Source organism: Clostridium sp. (genome assembly GCF_051656525.1).
Taxonomy (GTDB): Bacteria; Bacillota; Clostridia; order Clostridiales; family Clostridiaceae; genus Clostridium.
This window is the reverse complement of sequence record NZ_JBOGCC010000388.1, coordinates 1-5,320: the sequence shown is the minus strand read 5'-3', so window position 1 is coordinate 5,320 and position 5,320 is coordinate 1. Positions and strand designations below refer to the sequence as shown.

6 protein-coding genes and 1 pseudogene are annotated in these 5,320 nt (G+C 28.2%); all 7 read right to left on the bottom strand.

The window, feature by feature from the left end; translation table 11 throughout:
- Positions 1-295, bottom strand: a pseudogene (locus tag ACRDDY_RS18895) (hypothetical protein); the annotation flags it as partial.
- Between the two features lie 140 nt (positions 296-435).
- The gene (locus tag ACRDDY_RS18890) at positions 436-1,233 is read right to left on the bottom strand and encodes an ABC transporter permease subunit (protein ID WP_438566458.1); all 798 of its coding nucleotides are present in this window, start codon (positions 1,231-1,233) and stop codon (positions 436-438) included.
- Positions 1,226-2,116: an ABC transporter ATP-binding protein gene (locus ACRDDY_RS18885; protein ID WP_438566457.1), complete on the bottom strand. Its 891-nt coding sequence runs from the start codon at positions 2,114-2,116 to the stop codon at positions 1,226-1,228. Before ACRDDY_RS18885 ends, ACRDDY_RS18890 begins: the two co-directional genes overlap by 8 nt.
- Positions 2,117-2,288: 172 nt before the next feature.
- Positions 2,289-2,894, bottom strand: a complete 606-nt coding sequence (locus ACRDDY_RS18880; protein WP_438566456.1) for a hypothetical protein — start codon at positions 2,892-2,894, stop codon at positions 2,289-2,291.
- 15 nt (positions 2,895-2,909) lie between these two features.
- The gene (locus ACRDDY_RS18875) at positions 2,910-3,230 is read right to left on the bottom strand and encodes a PadR family transcriptional regulator (RefSeq protein WP_438566455.1); all 321 of its coding nucleotides are present in this window, start codon (positions 3,228-3,230) and stop codon (positions 2,910-2,912) included.
- 111 nt (positions 3,231-3,341) lie between these two features.
- Entirely contained in the window at positions 3,342-4,385 is a 1,044-nt protein-coding gene (locus ACRDDY_RS18870) for a Fic family protein (RefSeq protein ID WP_438566454.1), read from the bottom strand.
- 268 nt (positions 4,386-4,653) lie between these two features.
- Positions 4,654-4,989: a MerR family transcriptional regulator gene (locus ACRDDY_RS18865; RefSeq protein ID WP_438566453.1), complete on the bottom strand. Its 336-nt coding sequence runs from the start codon at positions 4,987-4,989 to the stop codon at positions 4,654-4,656.
- Between the last annotated feature and the right edge of the window lie 331 nt (positions 4,990-5,320).

The following is a 5,320-nucleotide window of genomic DNA, read 5'->3' as shown; positions in this document are numbered from 1 at the left end:
TAAACCTTGCTTCTTTTTTACAGTCATATTGAATTTCTTCAATGCTCTTATTTTCTTCAAAGCCAGCTCTTGCTGTAGAAATTGCCATAGACATTTGCTGAAATCCTGGTGTTATTCCAACAATAAATACCTTTGCTTTCTTATTTAAATATTCATTATGAGGTGCATAATATATCTCAATATTTCCCTCTTTCTCTACAAGTAAGTCATCTATTAATAACTCTTCCTTATCATATTTATTCTTTAATGGAAGCTTTTTTATCACTTCTTTATAATCCTCTAATATTTTCTTCATCTATCTCACACTTTCCTTATTTCTATATCTTTTTATATAAATTCTAATATACTTTCTCTTATAAAAGAAATATGTCATGAAAATTTTAAGATTTCTTAATAAAAAAGGATTGTGTCGCATATACACAATCCTTTTTTATTCTATAATGATAAATCCCTTTTTGAAAATATATATGTTCCGACACCAAAGAACAATATCGCGACAGAAACAAGTATTAAAATCGCTATTCCGACACCTTCTCCTTTAATTATATCTGTCGGATTAAATACAGTAAATAGCGTCAGGTACTTTAATCCTTCTAACTTGTCGCCCATATTAGACATTGCTTGCATCAGGTAAAATAAAACTGGTACACCTGCGCCTATCATAAAGTAAGTCTTTGAACTATTACTTATACATGCTGCAAAGAAACATATTGAACTTATCCCTATTTGCAAGAAGTAGAGTACTATATTTAGCATAATAAACTTTTCTATATCTAAACTATTCGGATGTGACATACTGCTTAATATTATAATCAAAGCTGTCGCATAAGCAATTAATACAGCTGTCGCGACGCACATGAACAACGCTTGCGTCAATACTATTTTAATTCTTTTATTTCCTGTCGCTAACAAATATGCCATAGGCCCTTTATCGATGTACGACATGATTAATTTATTTCCTAAAATTATGGTACATATTATAGGAAACATTAAAAGTATAAATCCATACAAATAATTTGCGACATACTCTGTAAGATTAGTAACAACTGCATCCATTCCAAAAGCCTTCATCATCTCTGGCATACTCTTTGCCATTTCTTCAAAAATATTTATAGTAGATGGCTCATACATATATACAATGCTGGTTGAATACATCGTTAAAACCGCTAGAAATATTAGTATTATCTTATAATTTGATTTTATTTCTTTCTTAAAAAGCGTTCCACTAATCATTTTCTTTACCTCCATAGAAATGCATAAATAGCTCTTCTAGGCTTTGAGTTTTTACATCTAAACTTTTAACTTCATATTTACTCAATGTATTTATAAATAGATTTATATCTCCTTCTACTAACACGCTTAAAGTGTCACTATTTAATCTTTCTATTTTAAATTTCTCTGTCTCAAACCTTCTTGTCGCATCTTCTTTTTCGAATGTGACAATATAATGTTTACTTTTAGATCGCGACAATTCTTTCACGCTTTCTATTGCGACAACTTTTCCATCTTTTATTATAGCTGTTCTGTCGCAACACTTTTCAATCTCATCAAAAATATGTGACGACATAAAGATAGTTCTTCCCTTTTCCTTCTCTTCTAATATAAGTTCTATGAATTTATTCTGCATTAATGGGTCTAATCCACTTGTGGGTTCATCTAATATAAGAACCTCTGGACTTCCCATAAATGCACATATTATCCCTATTTTTTGTTTCATTCCTTTCGACATTTTCTTTATCTTACCTGTCGGATTAAGTTCAAACTTTTCAATTAATTCTTTTGCCCTGTCGAAATTTTTTATCCCTTTTAAATCTGCGACAAAATGGATAAACTCCATGCCTGTCATATCATCCATAAATGCAATTTCACCAGGAAGATATCCTAAAATCTTTTGTACCCTGTCGCACTCTTTTGAGCAATCCATTTCATTTATAGTACACTCTCCTGTATCTTGATGTATAAATCCCATTAGATGTCTTATAGTCGTTGTCTTTCCTGCACCATTAGGTCCTAAAAACCCAAACACCTCTCCTTTTTTAATTTGGAGGTTAACATTGAAAATCCCCTTGTTATTTCCATAATCCTTTGTAAGATTTTTTATTTTAATTATCTCCACTTAAATACTCTCCCCTTTATAAGTATTGCTCTTAAAAAAATTTATAATTTCTATAAATCTACGCCTTAATAATTCCATTAATTGGTATAATTATAATCCTATTGACCGTTTTGTAGAAGACCTTATAAACAAAAAAACTCAAAATAATTTTTCATTATCTTGAGTCTTTGTCTTATTTTGATATTATATCTATTGTCATTGATAAAATTAACCCTATTACTAAAAAACCTATTACAAAAATATATGGCGAATTAACTGTAAATAATATAGGTAAGTTTATATTAAAAAACCCTACTATTAATGCACTTACACCTATCATCCCTATATTAAATGTCCATTCAATTTTTCTCTTTTCTCTTCTTCTCTCTTTTCCAATCCTATTCTTTTTAGAAAATGCTCTTCCTAAGGTTGCACCTAATAACATTACTACAGCTAAAAATAATATATCTACAGTAAATTCTAGGACTCCTCCCTTTATTCTCGTTAATGCAATTCCGCCTATTCCGATTAAAAATATAGCAAGTGATTGTCCAAATCTCAATAAGCTCTCATTACCTTTTTCTAAGCTTTTTAAGATATCTTCAATAAATACCCTAGTATCAGAACCTACTAACTCTCTCACTGATGCTTTTTCATCCTGTGCTGATAAAAACATATCTAATATATCATTTCTCACTTCTTCCCTATATAAGGCATTTATCTCCTCTACCTCAAGCTCTATCATAATTTCATTATAAACATCTAGATACTCACCATCTAACCTCTTTTTTAATCCCATATTCTTCTCCCCTTTTTAAATCTCCCATAGTTTTTTGATACTTAAATCAATCGTTTCCCAAGCTTCTTTAAATTCTTTAACCTCATTCTCACCATCTTCAGTTAAACTATAATATTTCCTATCTGGTCCAAAAGGTGATTTCTTCTTCTCAGACTTTATAAGCTTATTCTTTTCAAGCCTTAAAAGAAGTGGATATAAAGATCCTTCTGCAAACTCTTCAAAGCCATAATCCTGAAGTTTTCTATATATCTCATATCCATAAGTTTCTTCCATAGATATTATCTTTAAAATAACTCCCTCCATAATCCCCTTCATTAACTGCGTTTTATTTATCATCTCATTCACCAACTTTTCTACATTGCATCACAACATAGCTTAATTAAAAAAATTTCATACCTATATTGTATTACACTATAGGTATGAATACAATAGAATATTCTATTGTATTTATATTTTTTTCCATTTTGCATTTCTACCTTTTCCAACGCTTTGTATTTGACCTTCTTCTTTTAACTTTTCAAATACTCTACTTATAGTTGATTCAGCTACATCAGGACATATATTTCTTATTTCATTTTTAGTAAAATATCCAAGCTTTCCTTCTATAGCTTTTTCCACTCTCTCACTTTTACTTCCTTTAGTATTCTCAATATATCCAACTCTATTTTCTAACTCTTTATATGCATTTACAATTACTCCAAGGAAATATTCAATCCATATTAAAATATTATTTTTTCCATCATGCCATAACATTGATGATTTATTTAATGCTTCATAATAAGTCTCCTTACTCTCTTCAATTATCTTTTCTAAACTAATAAACCTTCCTACTTCAAATCCATTTTGATATAAAAGCAATAAAGTTAATAGCCTAGACATTCTTCCATTACCATCATTAAATGGATGAATACAAAGAAAATCTAATATAAAAGTAGCTATTAATATTAAAGGTTCTACTTCCTCTTTTGCTACTTCTCTTCTATACTCTTCACAAAGCCTTTCCATATAACTTGGTGTACTAAATGCATCTATGGATTTAAATCTAATATAACTAGTTCCATCAGGTAAAATTTCTTCAATTATATTATCAGTATTCTTATAATTTCCACCCCTAAAAGAAGAATATTTATATAAATCTCTGTGTAATTGTAATAATATATTTGACCTTATTGGAATTGCCTCAGAAGCACTATGAATAGTATTTAATACATCCCTATATCCTGCAATCTCACTCTCACTTCTATCTTTTGGCTCAACCTTATTATTCATTAACTCATGCAGTCTTTTATTAGATGTATAAATCCCTTCAATTCTGTTAGACGATTCCGTACTTTGTATAATTGATACATCTTTAAGTGTTTTCAAAATTTGTGGTGATTGCTTTTTATATAAATCTTGCTTTCCCTTATACTCATTTATAGTTGTCAATAATCTTACTATATTCATAGGTAATGCTAAATTACTTAACCTATTATTTTCAAAAGAAATCATTTTTAAATTCCTCCTTCTTAATATATTTAAATTATTATCATAAACATATTCATTTAGTCCTAAATGAGTATGTTTATTTGAAAAAAACTATATAAAATAGCATAAAAACATATTCATTTCCCCTCAAATGAATATGTTTCTATATCTCAAGATTTATTTTTAAGTTTTAAAATAGTTTTCCACAGGCTCTTACTCTTTAATTTTTTTATTTCTCTAACTCTAGCTTTAAATACATATTATGCTCCAATCTATTTAAAGCTAGAAAATTTTAATTTTCTAGCTTTGTGTTTATATCATCTATATATCTTTGAATTTCATTTTTTTGATCTTCTAGCTTATCTCTATGTTCTATTAATATATCCCTTGCTGTTAAATCACTTTTCTTATCTAATAATAACATTATATTTTGCTTTATACCTTTCATTGGCATTCCTATAGTTCTTAAGCACTTAACTAGGTTTATAAGTTCCACATCTTTATCACTAAATACCCTAATATTATTTCTATCTCTTTCAAACGTAGGAAGTACGCCTTCTTTTTCATAATATCTAATTTTTGATTGTGGTACATTTGTTATTTCTGCAATCTCTTTTATTTGATACATAAAACCATCTTCTTTCATTTCTATTTTTTATTTCATAATTTATTTATATTTTTTTTAAATTTATTCCCTTGCCTTAAAGTATACTTTAAGTTATATACTAAATTCAACAGATAAATATCAAAATATTTTTAAACAAATTTGGTTAAACTAAATATGAAAAAAATAAATTTAATTTAACTAAATACAAAAAATAAATTTTAGGAGATGTTACAAATGAAAAAAATATTAGTTGTTGTTACAAATGTATCTAAATACGAAAATGCTGAAGTACCTACTGGTTTATGGCTTGGTGAAGCTGTTCACTTTGTAGATGTTATGGAAAAAGCAGGTT